At 65.3% G+C, this 14,697-nt stretch carries 13 protein-coding genes; 2 read left to right on the forward strand and 11 right to left on the reverse strand.

Annotation, left to right across the window (positions count from 1 at the left end; translation table 11 throughout):
* Positions 1-231 precede the first annotated feature (231 nt).
* Complete coding sequence (locus IHV84_RS00730; RefSeq protein WP_142083833.1) at positions 232-1,059, reverse strand: SDR family oxidoreductase; 828 nt, start codon at positions 1,057-1,059, stop codon at positions 232-234.
* A gap of 60 nt (positions 1,060-1,119) precedes the next feature.
* Between IHV84_RS00730 and IHV84_RS00735 the strand changes: the two genes are divergently transcribed.
* Positions 1,120-1,797, forward strand: a complete 678-nt coding sequence (locus IHV84_RS00735) for an SH3 domain-containing protein (protein ID WP_198845415.1) — start codon at positions 1,120-1,122, stop codon at positions 1,795-1,797.
* A gap of 26 nt (positions 1,798-1,823) precedes the next feature.
* Here the strand turns inward: IHV84_RS00735 and IHV84_RS00740 are convergent, their stop codons facing one another.
* From IHV84_RS00740 to IHV84_RS00785, 10 genes are all read right to left on the reverse strand, one after another.
* The gene (locus tag IHV84_RS00740) at positions 1,824-2,696 is read right to left on the reverse strand and encodes a DMT family transporter (RefSeq protein WP_044396096.1); all 873 of its coding nucleotides are present in this window, start codon (positions 2,694-2,696) and stop codon (positions 1,824-1,826) included.
* A gap of 182 nt (positions 2,697-2,878) precedes the next feature.
* Positions 2,879-4,174, reverse strand: a complete 1,296-nt coding sequence (locus IHV84_RS00745) for a DUF3422 family protein (RefSeq protein WP_142083829.1) — start codon at positions 4,172-4,174, stop codon at positions 2,879-2,881.
* A gap of 145 nt (positions 4,175-4,319) precedes the next feature.
* Entirely contained in the window at positions 4,320-5,831 is a 1,512-nt protein-coding gene (locus tag IHV84_RS00750; RefSeq protein ID WP_198845416.1) for a tripartite tricarboxylate transporter permease, read from the reverse strand.
* Between the two features lie 15 nt (positions 5,832-5,846).
* The gene (locus tag IHV84_RS00755; protein WP_198845417.1) at positions 5,847-6,335 is read right to left on the reverse strand and encodes a tripartite tricarboxylate transporter TctB family protein; all 489 of its coding nucleotides are present in this window, start codon (positions 6,333-6,335) and stop codon (positions 5,847-5,849) included.
* 142 nt (positions 6,336-6,477) lie between these two features.
* Complete coding sequence (locus IHV84_RS00760; RefSeq protein ID WP_198845418.1) at positions 6,478-8,277, reverse strand: GspE/PulE family protein; 1,800 nt, start codon at positions 8,275-8,277, stop codon at positions 6,478-6,480.
* A gap of 68 nt (positions 8,278-8,345) precedes the next feature.
* A complete protein-coding gene (locus IHV84_RS00765) occupies positions 8,346-9,110 on the reverse strand; it encodes a spermidine synthase (RefSeq protein ID WP_198845419.1) in 765 nt (254 codons plus the stop codon).
* 3 nt (positions 9,111-9,113) lie between these two features.
* Complete coding sequence (locus IHV84_RS00770; RefSeq protein WP_198845420.1) at positions 9,114-9,707, reverse strand: DNA-deoxyinosine glycosylase; 594 nt, start codon at positions 9,705-9,707, stop codon at positions 9,114-9,116.
* 102 nt (positions 9,708-9,809) lie between these two features.
* Positions 9,810-10,643, reverse strand: a complete 834-nt coding sequence (locus IHV84_RS00775; protein ID WP_198845421.1) for a TatD family hydrolase — start codon at positions 10,641-10,643, stop codon at positions 9,810-9,812.
* A gap of 18 nt (positions 10,644-10,661) precedes the next feature.
* On the reverse strand, positions 10,662-11,402 hold the full coding sequence (gene lolD, locus IHV84_RS00780; protein ID WP_067513526.1) for a lipoprotein-releasing ABC transporter ATP-binding protein LolD: 741 nt from the start codon (positions 11,400-11,402) through the stop codon (positions 10,662-10,664).
* Entirely contained in the window at positions 11,395-12,648 is a 1,254-nt protein-coding gene (locus tag IHV84_RS00785) for a lipoprotein-releasing ABC transporter permease subunit (protein ID WP_198845422.1), read from the reverse strand. Before IHV84_RS00785 ends, lolD begins: the two co-directional genes overlap by 8 nt.
* A 73-nt stretch (positions 12,649-12,721) precedes the next feature.
* Between IHV84_RS00785 and abc-f the strand changes: the two genes are divergently transcribed.
* Positions 12,722-14,626: a ribosomal protection-like ABC-F family protein gene (gene abc-f / locus IHV84_RS00790; RefSeq protein ID WP_198845423.1), complete on the forward strand. Its 1,905-nt coding sequence runs from the start codon at positions 12,722-12,724 to the stop codon at positions 14,624-14,626.
* Positions 14,627-14,697 lie beyond the last annotated feature (71 nt).

Genomic DNA, 14,697 nt, shown 5'->3' on the forward strand with positions numbered 1-14,697 from the left:
TTGCTCTTCCCCACTGGAAAAGCCGAAGAGCACCACCCTGCGGGCCACAGGCAGGAATGCGCCATTGTGCCTACGCTACAGCCGTTTACAACGAAAAATCCAACGCCTGGAAACACTTAATTGACGCCGATCAAGACTGCAGGCATGGGCAGCGCCGCAAGCCTGGGTTTTGGTCGGACGAGGGGCGGGCCAACAAAATGCGCAGGCCGCACCGCCCCCAGCCCGTTTCAGTTACACGCCCGCAAACGCACCACCGTCAGCCAGCACGTTCTGGCCGGTGATGTAGGCGCCATGCACGCTGCACAGGAAAGCGCAAATGGCGCCGAACTCCTCGGGCGTTCCGAAGCGGCCAGCAGGAATCTGGGCTTGCTGCGCCACGCGGACCTCTTGCGAGCTTTTGCCAGTCTTGGTGGCAACGGCTTGCATCGTGGTGGCCAGGCGATCGGTGTCGAACTTGCCGGGCAGCAGGTTGTTGATGGTCACGCCCTGCGACGCGATCTTGCTGCGCGCCACGCCCGCCACAAACCCCGTCAGGCCACTGCGCGCGCCGTTGGACAAACCCAACACATCAATCGGCGCCTTCACAGCGCTGGAGGTGATGTTGATCACGCGCCCGAATCCCCGCGCGGCCATGCCATCCACCGTGGCCTTGATCAGCTCGATGGGCGTGAGCATGTTGGCGTCTACCGCCTTGATCCAAGCGTCGCGATCCCAATCGCGGAAGTCGCCTGGAGGGGGGCCCCCGGCGTTGGTCACGACGATATCGAAGTCGCGGCCTGGGCCACCCGCAGCGGCAAACACGGCGGCGCGGCCTTCGGGGGTGGTGATGTCAGCAGCTACGGCCACGACGGCAGGTTGTGAGTCTTTTTGGCCTCTAGCGCTTGCGTATTCGGCGCTGGCAGCTATCAATTTAGCAGCAGCTTGAGCCAACACATCGGCGTTGCGTGCATTGATGACGACATTCACGCCCTCACGCACCAAAGCCTGGGCACAGCCAAAGCCCAGCCCCTTGCTGGCGCCACACACCAATGCCCATTTGCCCGCAATTCCCAAATCCATAACAATCTCCGGTTTACGTTGGATGCCCAGTCCAGCGCATCATAAATTGAGGCTTTCACCATGAACTGGCTCCATCACCTAGCCCTTGCCAGCGGCCTGGCTTTCGCGGCAGCGGTCCCGTTGAGCGCTGCACATGCCCAAACGGCAGTGGTCAAGCGCTCAACCGAACTGCGCGAATCGCCCGCAGACAACGCACCGAGCCTGGGGCAGATTCCGGCCAACACGCAGGTGACCCGGACTTCGGAACGCAACGGCCCCTGGGTCAAGGTGCAGACGCCCCAAGGCGCCACCGGCTGGGTGCACAACTTTGACATGGGCTCGGCCAACTCGGCAGCCCCCTCGGGCAACAGCAATGCCAGCACCGGCAGCATGCGCACCCTGGGCGGTGTGCTCGGGCGCGGCGGCACCAGCACCACCACACCCACCACCACGGCCGGCACACGGGGCTGGGGGAATGGAAAAGCAGCCCAGGCTCCCGCAGGGGCCGACCACTCCGAAGATGGAGATGAGGAAGACAGCAGCACCGACGATGCACCGCAAGCGCCTGCCAAGCGTGCTGCACCCAACACGCGCACGGCGGGGGGGCAGGCATCGCCCTACCAGCGCATGCCCTCCAACACCCAACAGCCGCCCGCTCCACCGGGCCTGTCCACCTACTCTTCGGGCAACAACGGCAATGCCTGGGGTGGCGGCGCTGCAGGCGGTGGCGCCAACAGCTGGGGCGCAGGCAACCGCTAAGCGAGGGCAGCGCCCTGCCCCAGGCGTTAAGCGTTCGCCCGCCTTGCGGAGCGGGTGAACACGAAGATACCGAGCATGACCAGGGCCGTGCCCGCCGCCAGCCACAGGGTGAAGGGCTCGCCCAGAATCCAGATTCCCATGAGGATGGTGGACAGCGGGCCCACCATGCCTGCTTGCGCGGCCATGCCGGCACCAATGCGCTCAATGGCCATCATGACCATGAGCACCGGCGCAGCCGTGCAAAGAATGGCGTTCAGCACCGACAGCCACAACACTTCAGGCGCCACGATGGCCGCCCCCAACGGCCGCAGCGCCACGAACTGGGCCAGGCAGCACAGGCAGGCCACAGTGGTGGCCAAGCCCACCAGACGCAGCGCCCCGATGCGCTGCACCATCTCGCCGCTGTAGACCAGGTACACCGCATAGCTCACGGCGCTCAAGAAAATCAGCAACGCACCCCAGGCGGCGTGCGCGCCTTGCTCCCGGGCCTCCAGCCCGAACACCAGCACCACGCCGCAATAGCTGATGCCCATGCCCAGCGCCTGCCCGGCCCGAATGCGCTTGCCATAAAGCGCCCACCCAAGCACCACCACCAGCGTGGGGTTGAGGTACAGGATGAGGCGCTCCAGGCTGGCCGTCACGTACATCAGCCCTGCAAAGTCCAGAAAGCTGGCGAGGTAATACCCAGTGACGCCCAGGCCCAGCACCCCCAGCCAGTCTTTGCGTGACAGGGGCGGCTTGCCCCGGCTGGCCCACCATGCCATCGCGGCAAAAATAGGCAGCGCAAACAGCATGCGGTACATGATGAGGGTGACCGCGTCTACACCGTAGCGGTAGGCCAGCTTGACGATGATGGCCTTGCCGCTGAACGCGATGGAGCCCAGCAGCGCCAGCGCCATGCCCCCAGCCAGGCCAGAGTGCTTGTCAGCGGATGTAGCAGGGGATGCGACACGGGCAGGTTCTTTGAAGAGCGGGTACAGCAACGCCCCAGTGTGGCACGGCAGGCCTGGCGGCGGCGTCGAGCATTTGGGTGCCAGCCTGCTCCACTGGCGATGGCCGGCGCGCGCAGCAACCGCCCCGCTCAATGCTTGCGAAACAACCGGTGGTGCAAACGGCGCAAAGACAGCCACACGCTCGCGGCCACCAGCGGAATGGCAATGGCCGCGGTGGACTCTGGCGACAGCGGCCAGCCCAGGGCCTTGCCACCCTTGGCCAGGTAGGTGACCAGCCCCACGATGTAGTAGGTAATGGCCGCCACCGATAACCCCTCCACCGTGGACTGCAGCTTCAGTTGCAGGTCCTGCCGCTGGTTCATGGTGGCCAGCAGGGCCTGGCTGCTTTGCTGCTGCTCGATTTCCACCCGCGTGCGCAGCAGGTTGCTCATGCGCGAAACGCGTTGGGACAGGGCATCCTGCCTGCGCGCGGCCCATTCGCAGGTGCTGCGGGCCGGCGTGAGGCGCCTGTCCATGAACTCCCCAATGGTCTGCATGCCTGCCAGGCGCGACTCGGCAATGTCCTTGATGCGCCGATCCACCAGCTCGAAATAGGCACTGCTTGCCGAAAACCGCGAATGTGTGGCGGCGTACTGGCTCTCCACCTGCCCGGCCAGCCGGGTCAGTCGATCCAGCAGCGCAGGTTCATCATCGCGGTTGGCGGTGCGGATAGCGTTGGCCAGCTCGGCCAGTTCACGCTCGGCAAAGGCCAGTACGGACGAAGCCTCGCGCGCGGCAGGCAAGCCCAGCAGGGCGGCCATGCGGTAGGTTTCGATCTCCAGCAGGCGCTGCACCAGGCGGCCCAGGCGGCGCTGCGTCATGCCACCGGCCAACAACACCATGCGCGAGAAGCCGTCGGCGTGGATGGCAAAGTCGGTGTAGACCTCGCCGTGCCCGTCGGCCACGGTGGAGGCCAGGAGCGTGTCCTCATGCAGCACATGCTTGATCAGCGAGCCCGAGCCGAAGGTGTGGGTGGGCAACACCCACAAGTTCAGGCTGCACAGGCATTGGCCGGGCAGTGCCGCCAGCCACTCGCGCGGCACCGAGGCGATGGCGCTCACGGGCTCCCGCTCACCGAACGATTCCACCGCCGCAGGCACCATGAAGGTCCAGGAAACGAATTCGGTATGCAGTTCCCAGCGTAGGCGAAAGGCTCCCAGATCCATGCGCAGATGGGTGGTGCCCGCATCGGGCAGCGCCAGGTGATGGTCGCGTAACAACGCGGCCACATGGGCACGGCTGGCCTCGCGCTCAGCAGCATCGGCCAGCATGACGATGTGGGCAATGGCCAGCGGCGCCGACATGGCCTCTGGCGGGCGGGCATGGATTTCGTTGTGCAGCAACACCCGGTGCGGGTGCTGCGTGGGGCTGATCGTGGCAGACATGCAAATCCCGGAAAGCAAATCAGCCCCATTGTGTACCGGCTGCCCTATTCCGCTGCGCCGCCACACGGCAAAAAACAACGGCACCCGAAGGTGCCGTTGTTGGAGGTGCGCAAAGACGGGAGAGAAAGCCTCTCCCTTGCCGTTATCAGTCTTCCACGAAGGCTTCTTCGCGCTTGTTCTTCACGGCTGGCAGCAGCACGATGATGAGCAGCAGAGCCGCCGCAGCCAGCAGACCAGCCGACAGAGGACGCGTGACAAACACGCTCCAGTCGCCACGCGACAGCAGCAGCGCACGGCGCAGGTTCTCTTCCATCATCGGGCCGAGGATGAAGCCCAGCAGCAATGGCGCAGGCTCGGTGCCCAGCTTGTGGAAGATGTAGCCGATCAGACCAAACGCACCCACCATCCAGATGTCAAAGGTGTTGTTGTTGGTGGAGTACACGCCCACCGCGCAGAACAGCACGATGGACGGGAACAGCCAGCGGTAAGGCACCGTCAGCAGCTTGATCCACACACCGATCAGCGGCAGGTTCAGGATCACGAGCATGGCATTGCCGATCCACATCGAAGCGATCAGGCCCCAGAACAGTTCAGGGTTGCTGGTCATCACCTGGGGGCCAGGCTGGATGTTGTGGATGGTCATGGCACCCACCATCAGCGCCATCACGGCGTTGGGGGGAATGCCCAGGGTCAGCAGAGGAATGAACGAGGTTTGCGAGCCAGCGTTGTTGGCAGACTCAGGAGCCGCCACACCGCGGATATTGCCTTGGCCGAAGGGTACTTCACCAGGGTGCAACTTGGTCTTCTTCTCGATAGTGTAGGCCGCGAAAGCCGACAACAGCGCACCACCGCCAGGCAGGATACCCAGGGCAGAACCCAGAGCAGTACCGCGCAGCACGGCGGGGAACATGCGCTTGAAATCCTGCGCTGTGGGGAACAGACCTTGCACCTTGGCGGTGAACACTTCGCGGTCTTCTTCGGGACGCGAGAGGTTGGCGATGATTTCACCATAGCCGAACACGCCCATGGCGATCGTCACGAAACCAATGCCGTCGGTCAGCTCAGGAATGTCGAAGCTGAAACGTGCCACGCCCGAGTTCACGTCGGTACCCACCAGCCCCATCAACAGGCCCAGAACAATCATGGCCACCGCCTTGAGCAGCGAGCCCGAAGCCAGCACCACAGCGCCAATCAGGCCCAGCACCATCAGCGAGAAGTATTCGGCAGGGCCGAACTTGAAGGCCACTTCGGTGAGCGGAGGCGCGAAGGCCGCCAGGATCAGCGTACCCACGCAGCCCGCGAAGAACGAGCCCAAACCCGCAGCGGCCAGCGCGGGGCCTGCACGGCCCTTGCGGGCCATCTGGTAGCCGTCGATCACAGTCACCACCGACGACGATTCGCCCGGCAGGTTCACCAAGATGGCGGTGGTCGAACCACCGTACTGCGCGCCGTAATAGATACCGGCCAACATGATCAGCGCAGCCACGGGGGGCAGCGCGTACGTGGCGGGCAGCAGCATGGCGATGGTGGCCACAGGGCCAATGCCAGGCAACACGCCAATCAGCGTGCCCAGCAGACAGCCGACAAAGCAGTAAACGAGATTTTGAAACGTGAAGGCGACGCCGAAGCCGAGCGCCAGGTTATCGAACAATTCCATGGTGGTGCTCCTGCCTTAACCCGAAATGAAACTAGGCCACACCGGGAACTGCAACTTCAGCGCCCACACGAAAGCCACATAGCTGCCTGCCGCCAGAATGGTGGCCAGCACAAACACGCCCTTGGCGTTGAACTCATTGCTGGCCAGGCTGGCAATGAAGGTCAAGGCGTAGATGCCAACGATCAGGCCCATGGCCGGAACGCCGATGCTAGGCAGACCGCCCAGCAAGATGCCGAAGGTGAAGTTGGCCGCCAGGATGAAGAACAGCGGCTTCCAGGCCCACTTGCCGATCTTGTCGCCGTCGGCGGTCTCTGTCGTGGTGGCCTTGAAGGTGATCACCAGACCGATGACGGCCAGCAAGATCCCCAGGATCAACGGGAAGTAGCCAGGGCCCATGCGGGCACCAGTGCCAATGTTGTACGAGGTAGCACCCCACGCAAAGGCAGTGCCTATACCCATGAACATGAGACCGGCAAAAAAGTCTTTTTGACTCTTGATACTCACGAGTTTGTCCCCTTAACGGAAATTCGGATCGGGCGATTGTGGTTCCAAGGTTCGGGGCACTCGATGTGGATTCCACCTACATTCCGTAACGCGCCTATGGTGGGCACCGAAATTCCAGGGAAAACCCCGATGTGGAGAACACTTATGCCTCCAGCGGTGGCGTAGCCGCAATGACCTCTTCGAGCGAGGTCACCCCTTCCGCCACCCGCAGCGCGCCTGCCAAACGCAGCGGGCGCATGCCGTCTTGCACGGCCTGGCGGCGCAGCGCCTCGATGGACGGAGCCTGGTTGATCTTGTCCTTGAGCGGCTCGGTCACCGTGAGCAGTTCATACAGCCCCATGCGCCCCTGAAACCCGGTCATACGGCAGTCCACGCAGCCCACGGCCTTGTAGGGCTGGTAGGCACCGTTGAGCTTCCAGGGCTTGACCACCTCGGCCAAGGCCTCACGCTGCGCGGTGGGGTCTGGCTGCTTGCACTGCTTGCAGAACGTGCGCACCAGCCGCTGCGCCAGCACACCCAGCAGCGTGGCGTTGATGAGGTAGGGCGGCACACCCAGTTCCATCATGCGGGTGATGGCACTGGGGGCATCGTTGGTGTGCAGGGTGGAGAACACCAGGTGCCCTGTCAACGCCGCCTGGATCGCCATCTCGGCCGTTTCCAGGTCACGGATTTCGCCCACCATGATGATGTCCGGGTCCTGCCGCATGAGGGCGCGCAGCCCCTCGGCAAAGTTGAAGTCGAGCTGCGGCTGCACCTGGGTCTGGTTGAAGCTGGGCTCGATCATTTCGATGGGGTCTTCCACCGTGCTCACATTGACCTCTTCGGTGGCCACGCGCTTGAGCGTGGAGTACAGCGTGGTGGTCTTGCCCGAGCCCGTGGGCCCGGTCACCAAAATGATGCCGTGCGGGCGCTTGACCAAGCTTTCCCAGCGCTGCGCATCGTGCAGCGAAAAGCCCAGCGCGTCCAGGTCTTTCACGGCGTTGTCGGGGTCAAAAATCCGCATCACCATCTTTTCGCCAAACGCCGTGGGCAAGGTGGACAAGCGCATTTCCACCTCTTCGCCGCGCGGGTTGCGGGTCTTGATGCGGCCGTCCTGCGGGCGGCGCTTTTCCACCACGTCGATGCGGCCCAGCAGCTTGATGCGCGAAATGATGGCGTTGTGCACGCCCATGGGCATCTGGTACACCGGGTGCAGCACACCGTCGATGCGAAAGCGGATCACGCCCTGCTCGCGCCGTGGCTCCAGGTGAATGTCGCTGGCGCGCTGGTCGAAGGCGTATTGCCACAGCCAGTCCACCACCTTGACCACGCCCTGGTCGTTGGCGTCGAGCTGCTTGTTGGTCTTGCCCAGTTCCACCAGTTGCTCAAAGCTGCTGCCCGCGCTGGCGCCACCGGCCTTCTGGGCAGAACGCACGGATTTGGCCAGCGCAAAAAATTCGGCGGTGAAGCGGTGGATGTCTTGGGGGTTGGCCACCACGCGGCGCACGGTGCGGCGCGACTGGCGCTCGACCTCGGCCACCCAGTCGGTCACAAACGGCTCGGCCGTGGCCACCACCACTTCGGTGGGCGTGACCTGCACGGGCAGGACCTTGTGGCGTTCTGCATAGGTGGCGCTCATGGTGTCCGCCACGCGGCCCACATCCACCCGCAGCGGATCAATGCGCAGATACGGCAGGCCAGCGCGTTGGGCCACGTATTCGGTCAGTGCCTCGATGTCCAGCGGGCGGCCATCGCTCGCACGCGCCATGGCCACGTTGGACAGGCGCACCAGCGGGTTCTGGGCGCTTTCGGCCTGCGAACAGCGCGCAATGGTGCGCTGCGCCTCGTCGGCCGAAATCACGCCATCGGCGCTGAGCCAGTCCACCACCTTGCGCCAGACCAGGGGGCCTGTGAACGCAGCGGGCGAAGAAGCGCGGGGAACGGCGGGAGGAACGGTGGACATGGGACAAACCTGCTGGAATCGACAACATCAACAACCCGGGCCGCACACCAGTGCCGCCCTGGCCTTCTTCAAGCCACCACGGGCTTGAACACGCGCAGCCACTTGGTGGCAGGCAGGCCCCAGCGCTCCTGCACCACCTCGGCGCGGGCCATCAGCTCGGCGCGCTTGGGGCGCGAAGGGGTGCGCTGGGCCAGCACCACGGTGTTGCCTTCGCGCGTGGGCTTGAAGGCCCACAGCGCCTCTTCGCCAAACGCCGTGGCCATGCTTTGCAGGCTGCGCTCAAAGCTGGACGATCGGCCAAACAGGTTCACCGTCATGCACCCGTCTTCCGACAGCAGCGCGCGGCAGTCGGCGTAGAAGTCGGGGCTGTCGAGCACGGGCGCGGCGGCTTCGTGGTCGTACAGGTCCACCGCCAGGGCATCGACCGTGCCCAGCCACATGGGGTCGCGGATTTCCTTGGCGGCATCGCCCAGGATGACGCGCAGCTTGGCCCCATCGGGCGGCAGCTTGAACCACTGGCGGCACACGGCCAGCACCTGCGGGTTCAGCTCAATCGCGGTGGCACACAGGCGCAGTTTTTTGTGGCAAAACTTGGTGATGGCCCCGGCCCCCAGGCCCAGCTGCATGGCGTGCCGCTTGGTGACGGAGGTGGACTCCACAAACAGCAGCCAGGCCATCATGCGCTGCACGTATTCCAGCTCGAGCGCGAAGGGGTCGTCCACGCGCATGGAGCCCTGGATCCAGGGGGTGCCCAGGTGCAGGTGGCGCACTTCGCCATCGTCAGAAACGCTGACTTCCGGCAGCTCGGGGGTGGTGTTTTTCTTGCGGGTCATGGTTCAAAGCAATCCGTGCGCGGCCATCAGTTCGGCCCAGGCAGTCTGTTTACGTTCAAAGCTCCAGCTGGCGTTGGCAGGGCTGGTGGAGGGCAGGCGCACCGACTGCACCTGGGCGCCAGGGTAGGCGCCCGCCCATTGTTGCCGCACCGCCGCGCTGTGCTTGAAGCTTTCCCCACCATTGTGGGCGATGGCGCGCAGGCCAGGGCATTCGCGCAGCAACTGCGCAAAATCGTTGACCACCGCGTTGCGGATGCTGGTGTCCAGGCTGCCCTCGCGCTCACAACTGGCGTACACATCCCACAGGCCCAGGCGGCGCTCCAGCAGCCAGGCACAGCGCTGGGCGTAGTGCTGCGGCCCGGCGGGCGGCAAGGGGTGCTGGGGCCACAGGCTTTGCAGAATGCGCCAGAAGTGGTTTTGCGGGTGCCCGTAATACTGCTGCGCCTTGAGCGACGCCGCACCAGGAAAGCTGCCCAGCACCAGCACCACGGTGCGATCCGACACCACCGGGGGCAAGCCCACCAGCCGCGTCGGCGCCTCACTGGCTGGGGTTGCAGCGCCGTCGGCCAAGGGTGCGGTTTCCTGCGGGGTGGTCATGGCGGGGGATTGTGAACGGCCTGTGTATCCAGAATGTATCCAGGCACCACCTGGGCGCTTCAACTATGAAATCAATAGCAGCTAGCGCTTGATGCATAAGCGCTACAGGCCATTTTGATGCAATAACTTCTGCAACCCCGGCAATGCGGCGCAGGCGTTGGCGGTGGTGGCCTGGGCCAGGTCCGCCACGGCCATGCCGCGCAGATCGGCCACCACCTGCGCAATGCGGGGCAGCTCGGCAGGGGTGTTGCGCCCCTGGGGCTGGCCCTGCGCCCGCTCGGCAACGGTGGTGTAGAGCCAGTGCGGGGGAATGTCGGGCGAATCGGTTTCCATCACCAGGCTGCCCAGCGGCAGCTCGGTGGCCAGGCGGCGCAGTTGCAGGGCGCGGTCGTACGTCACCGCCCCGCCAAACCCCAGCTTGAAGCCCAGCGCAACAAACGCCTGGGCCTGCTGCAGGCTGCCGTTGAACGCGTGGGCGATGCCCCCGCGCACCTTCACCTGGCGCAGCGCCTTCAGAAGCTGGTCGGCCGAGCGGCGCACATGCAGGATGACGGGCAAATCAAACCGCCGCGCCAGCGCCAGCTGCTCGCGGTAAAAGCGCTGCTGGCGTTCGGCGTCCAGCCCCGGCACAAAGTAGTCGAGCCCGATTTCGCCCACTGCCACCAGGCGTGGGTCAGCGCGGTGTTGCTGCAGGGTGTGGGCCAGCAGCTCCAGGTCTTCGTCCTGCGCGCGGCCGGTGTACAGGGGGTGAATGCCCAGGGCGTAGCTGTCGCCATGGCGGTGGGCCAGCAGGCGCACGCTGTCCCAGTTGCTGCGCTCTACCGCGGGCAGCACGCAATGCACCACGCCCTGGGCCCGGGCCTGCTCGCGCACCGCGTCCACATCGTGCGCCAGCTCGGGCGCATCCAGGTGGGCGTGGGTGTCAATCCAGGCCATGGGCCGCGTGTATGCCGATCAGCGCAGCACGCCAGAGGTGAGCCGCACCACCCGGTGGCAGCGCGCGGCCAGTGATTCGTCGTGCGTCACCATCACAAACGCGGTGCCCTGGTCGCGGGCCAGTTGCAGCATCAGGTCGAACACGCCATCGGCGGTGCTGCGGTCGAGGTTGCCGGTGGGCTCGTCGGCCAGCACGCAGGCCGGGCGCGTGACCAGGGCGCGGGCAATGGCCACACGCTGGCGCTCGCCGCCCGACAGCTCGGCCGGGCGATGCTGCAAGCGCCCGGCCAGGCCCACGGAGGCCAGCACGCGCTCGGCCTCGGCATGGCACTGGGCCAGCGGCAGGCGGCGGATGCGCAGGGGCATGGCCACGTTGTCGAGCGCGCTGAACTCCGGCAACAAGTGGTGAAACTGGTAGATGAAGCCCAGGTGCTGGTTGCGCAGCTGGCCCTGCCGCTCGGGCGAAAGGGCCGACATCTCCGCCCCCTTCAATCGCACGGTGCCCGCCGTGGGCGCATCCAGCCCGCCCAGCAGATGCAGCAGCGTGCTCTTGCCCGAACCCGACGCACCGACGATGGCCAGCGTCTCGCCTGCACGGATTTGCAGGTCCACGCCGTGCAGCACGGTCACGTCCAGGCGGCCTTCGGTGAAGCGCTTGGTCAGGCCCTTGGCTTCCAGCACCACCTCACCGCCCAGAGAATTTTGGCCATTTTGGCCTGCAGCGCCCTCTGAATAAGCGCGAGCAGCTACATTATTCATAGCGGAGTGCCTCTGCAGGATTGACACGGCTGGCACGCCAGCTGGGGTACAGCGTGGCCACGAAGGCCAGCACCAAAGAAATGACGCCAATGGGCACGATGTCGCTGGCCTGCGGCTCGCTCGGCATCTTGCTGATGAGGTAAATGTCTTTGGGCAAGAAGCTGGCGTTCAGCGCCCGCTCAATGGCCGGGACGATCACATCGATGTTGGCGGCAATGCCCAGGCCCAGCAGCAGGCCCACGCAGGTGCCAATCACCCCCACCATGGCGCCCTGCACCACAAAGATGCCCATGATGCTTTTCGGGCTGGCGCCCAGCGTGCGCAGGATGGCGATGTCGGCGCGCTTGTCCGTCACCGTCATCACCAGCGTGCTCACCAGGTTGAAGGCGGCCACCGCCACGATGAGGGTGAGGATGATGAACATCATGCGTTTTTCAAGCTGCACGGCGGCAAACCAGGTGCGGTTTTGCTGCGTCCAGTCGCGGATCAGCAGGTCGCCGCTCAGGCTGCCCGCCAGTTGCTGCGCCACCTCGCGGGCCTGGTGCAGGTCTTTGAGCTTCAGGCGCACGCCCGTGGGGCCTTCCAGCCGGAAGATGCGCTGCGCGTCTTCGTGGTGCAGCATGACCAGGGCCGAGTCGTATTCGTAGTGGCCGGAGTCAAACGTGCCCGCCACCGTCATCTGCTTGAGGCGGGGCACCACGCCTGCGGGGGTGACTTGCCCGGCCGGGGCAATCAGCGTGATGGCATCGCCCACACGCGCCCCCAGCGAATGGGCCAGCTCGCGCCCCAGCACCACGCGGAACTCGCCAGGCACCAGTTGCTTGAGCACCTCGGCGTTGGTGGCGGCCAAGTCGGTCACCGCGCCTTCTTTGTCAGGGTCAATGCCGCGCACCAGCGTGCCCTTCATGTCTTCGCCACGCGCCAACAGCGCCTGGGCCGACACAAAGGGCGCAGCGCCCACCACGTTGGGGTTTCGCTGCGCTTCGGCCAGCGTGCGGGCCGGGTCGGGCATGGCCGCCCCGTGGGGCGCGAAGATCTCGATGTGCGACACCACACTGAGCATGCGGTCGCGTACCTCTTTTTGAAAACCGTTCATTACGCTCAGCACGATGATGAGCGCCGCCACCCCCAGGGCAATGCCCAGCATGGACACGCCCGAGATGAACGAGATGAAGCCGTTGCGCCGCGTAGCGCGGCCAGCGCGGGTGTAGCGCCAGCCCAAAGCCAGTTCGTAAGGAATTTGCATGGAAACGCGATTGTGGCATTGGGTGGAAGCCCTTCTGGACAACCCGCCAGGGCGCCCCCCGGATAATCCCCCCATGGCTCTTATCACCCTACTCAATGCCCAGCTGGCTTTCGGGCATGTCGCTTTGCTGGACCACACCGGCTTTTCTCTTGAAACCAATGAACGCGTCGGCCTGATTGGCCGCAACGGCGCGGGCAAGTCTTCGCTGCTCAAAATCCTGGGCGGGCTGGCCAAGCCCGACGACGGCACGCTGCAAGTGCAGCAAGGCACCCGCATCGCCTTTGTGGAGCAAGAACCCGCACTGGACCCCGACGCCACCATCTTCCAGGCGGCCTCTGCCGGGCTGGCCGGGGTGATTGCCTTGCGCGAACAATACCTGGCCCACGCCGATGGCGTGGACCTGGACGCCCTGCAAACCCAGATTGAAGCGGCCGACGCCTGGAACTGGGAGCAGCGCGTGGAAGAAACCCTGCAGCGCCTGCACCTGAACCCCGACGCCCGCGTGGGCGACCTCTCTGGCGGCACCAAAAAGCGCGTGGCCCTGGCCCAGGCGCTGGTGGCCCGGCCCGATGTGCTGCTGCTCGATGAGCCCACCAACCACCTGGACCTGGACTCCATCCGCTGGCTGGAAGATTTGCTCATCGACTTCAAGGGCAGCGTGGTCACCATCACCCACGACCGGGCGTTTCTGGACCGCATTGCCACCCGCATCGTTGAGCTGGACCGGGGCCAGCTGCGCTCGTACCCCGGCAACTTTGCGGCGTACCGCCTGCAAAAGGAAGAGCAGCTGGCGCAGGAAGCCGTCATCAATGCCAAGGCTGACAAGCTGCTGGCGCAGGAAGAAGTGTGGGTGCGCAAAGGCGTGGAAGCGCGCCGCACCCGCAGCCAAAGCCGCATTGGCCGCCTGGAAAAGCTGCGCGAAACCCGCGCCGCCCGCCGCGATGTGGTGGGCAAGGTGAAGATGGAAGTGGGCACCGGTGGCGACAGCAACTACCAGGGCAAGATCGTGGCCGAGCTGCAGCACGTGAGCAAAGCCTTTGGCGACAAGGTGATTGCCCGCGACTTCAGCGCCACGCTGCTGCGCGGCGACAAGATTGGCCTGCTGGGCCCCAACGGCGCAGGCAAGACCACGCTGCTCAAGATGATTCTGGGCGAGCTGGAACCGGACAGCGGCACCATCCGCCGTGGCGCCAACCTGCAGGTGGCCTACTTCGACCAGCTGCGCGACGCGATTGACCTGGACGCCACGCTGGAAGACTTCATCAGCCCCGGCAGCGAGTGGATCGAGATCAATGGGCAGCGCAAGCATGTGCGCAGCTACCTGGGCGACTTTCTGTTCTCGCCCGCCCGTGCGCATTCGCCGGTGCGGTCGCTGTCGGGCGGCGAGCGCAACCGCCTGCTGCTGGCCCGCCTGTTCGCCCGCCCCGCCACCGTGCTGGTGCTGGACGAGCCCACCAACGACCTGGACATCGAAACCATCGACCTGCTGGAAGAACTGCTGCTGGACTACCCCGGCACCGTGTTCCTCGTCAGCCACGACCGCACCTTTCTGGACAACGTGGTCACCAGCACCATTGCCTACGAAGGCGACGGTGTGTGGCGCGAATTTGAAGGCGGCGTGGAAGACTGGCTGCAGCAATCCCAGCGCAGCCAGGCCCTGCGCGATCAGCGCAACACACCGCCCGCAACCACGGCAGCGCCTGCCGCAGAGGGCAAGGGCGGCAACGCGGCGGCCAAAGACGAGCAAGCCGCCACCCTCAAGAAGAAGCTGAGCTACAAGGAGCAGCGCGAGCTGGAGCAACTGCCCGACCGCATCGCCGCGCTGGAGGCCGAGCAGCAGTCCATCCAGCAAGAGCTGGCCGATGGCACGCTCTACACCCGCGACCCGCAGCGCGCCACGGCCCTGCACGCCCGCGAAGGCGTGATCGAAGAAGAACTGCTGGCCGCGCTGGAGCGGTGGACGGATCTGGCCCCCTGACCGATGGCGGGGCTCAGCCCCCGCCGCCCCAGCCACTGCCGAACCACCGCCCCTGCGGCGGCCATGCCGCC

It is taken from the genome of Acidovorax sp. IB03, from assembly GCF_016406015.1.
GTDB classification, from domain to species: Bacteria; Pseudomonadota; Gammaproteobacteria; order Burkholderiales; family Burkholderiaceae_C; genus Acidovorax; species Acidovorax temperans.

Excerpts from the sequence above, each read along its gene's own strand:
- IHV84_RS00730 (WP_142083833.1), bottom strand. The coding sequence starts at position 1,059 with ATGGATTTGGGAATTGCGGGCAAATGGGCATTGGTGTGTGGCGCCAGC.
- IHV84_RS00735 (WP_198845415.1), top strand. The coding sequence starts at position 1,120 with ATGAACTGGCTCCATCACCTAGCCCTTGCCAGCGGCCTGGCTTTCGCG.
- IHV84_RS00740 (WP_044396096.1), bottom strand. The coding sequence starts at position 2,696 with ATGGCGCTGGCGCTGCTGGGCTCCATCGCGTTCAGCGGCAAGGCCATC.
- IHV84_RS00745 (WP_142083829.1), bottom strand. The coding sequence starts at position 4,174 with ATGTCTGCCACGATCAGCCCCACGCAGCACCCGCACCGGGTGTTGCTG.
- IHV84_RS00750 (WP_198845416.1), bottom strand. The coding sequence starts at position 5,831 with ATGGAATTGTTCGATAACCTGGCGCTCGGCTTCGGCGTCGCCTTCACG.
- IHV84_RS00760 (WP_198845418.1), bottom strand. The coding sequence starts at position 8,277 with ATGTCCACCGTTCCTCCCGCCGTTCCCCGCGCTTCTTCGCCCGCTGCG.
- IHV84_RS00765 (WP_198845419.1), bottom strand. The coding sequence starts at position 9,110 with ATGACCCGCAAGAAAAACACCACCCCCGAGCTGCCGGAAGTCAGCGTT.
- IHV84_RS00770 (WP_198845420.1), bottom strand. The coding sequence starts at position 9,707 with ATGACCACCCCGCAGGAAACCGCACCCTTGGCCGACGGCGCTGCAACC.
- IHV84_RS00775 (WP_198845421.1), bottom strand. The coding sequence starts at position 10,643 with ATGGCCTGGATTGACACCCACGCCCACCTGGATGCGCCCGAGCTGGCG.
- lolD (WP_067513526.1), bottom strand. The coding sequence starts at position 11,402 with ATGAATAATGTAGCTGCTCGCGCTTATTCAGAGGGCGCTGCAGGCCAA.
- IHV84_RS00785 (WP_198845422.1), bottom strand. The coding sequence starts at position 12,648 with ATGCAAATTCCTTACGAACTGGCTTTGGGCTGGCGCTACACCCGCGCT.
- abc-f (WP_198845423.1), top strand. The coding sequence starts at position 12,722 with ATGGCTCTTATCACCCTACTCAATGCCCAGCTGGCTTTCGGGCATGTC.